General features: G+C 75.0%; 1 protein-coding gene. It reads right to left on the reverse strand.

Going from position 1 to position 915, the window contains the following annotated elements:
- The coding region (locus FHL79_RS24820) for an ABC transporter permease subunit (protein WP_246081230.1) at positions 1 to 915 on the reverse strand (915 nt) is incomplete at its 5' end.

Below are 915 nucleotides of genomic sequence, written 5' to 3' on the forward strand. Positions count from 1 at the left end.
TCAGACGACGTCGCGGCGGGTGAGGAGCAGGCCGGTCAGCGCGGTGAAGACGACGAGGAAGCCGGCGAGCACCCACGCCGCCTGCCCGCCGTCGACGATGGCCGCCACACCCGGGGTGCGCAGCTCCGCGTCGTCCCCGGCCAGCGCGGCCACCAGCGACCCGGCGTTGACCCCGGGCAGGGCTGCCTGGGCCGCGTCGAAGGCGCCCAGCAGCGGGGCGGCGACGTTGACGATGAGGTTCTCCACGGCCAGCACCCAGACCAGCCCCAGCCCGATCGGCAGCGCGGTGCTCCGCAGCGCCGTCCCGAGCAGCATCCCGAGCGCGCCCCACGTGGCGGCGATGAGCAGTCCGCCGCCGAACCCGCGGACCAGCTGACCCGCGCTGGGCCAGTCGACGGTCGCGGAGGACCCGGTGGCGATCGTCCAGCTCACCAGGGCGGTGAGCAGGAAGCTCAGCAGCACGGCCGCGGCCAGCACCACGAGGAGCGCCAGCAGCTGACCGGCGAGCACCGTCAGCCGGCGCGGGCCCTGACCGAGCAGCGTCTTGAGCGTGCCCCAGCCGTACTCGCTGCCGGCCAGCAGCGCACCGAGGGTCAGCAGCAGGGCGCCCCCGAACAGCGGCAGCCCGGAGAGCGTGTTCTCCACCAGCCGGTCGGGCAGCGTGCTGGCCAGCAGCGCCTCCGGTGGGCTGCCCTCGTAGGAGGTGCCGCGCCGGTAGCTGACGTAGGGGATGAGGCTGCTGAACACCAGTTGCAGGGCGGGCCACAGCCCGAGCAGCACCCAGGTGGCCGGGCGCCGCAGCAGCTTGAGCAGCTCCGCCGAGACGATCGCCCCGAGCGACCCCACGGTCCGGGTCCGGGCCGACGGGGCCCCGCGCTCCGGTGTCCGGGTCTCGGTCGCCGTGCTCATCGGACG

Source organism: Modestobacter altitudinis, from assembly GCF_005930475.1.
GTDB classification, from domain to species: Bacteria; Actinomycetota; Actinomycetes; order Mycobacteriales; family Geodermatophilaceae; genus Modestobacter; species Modestobacter altitudinis.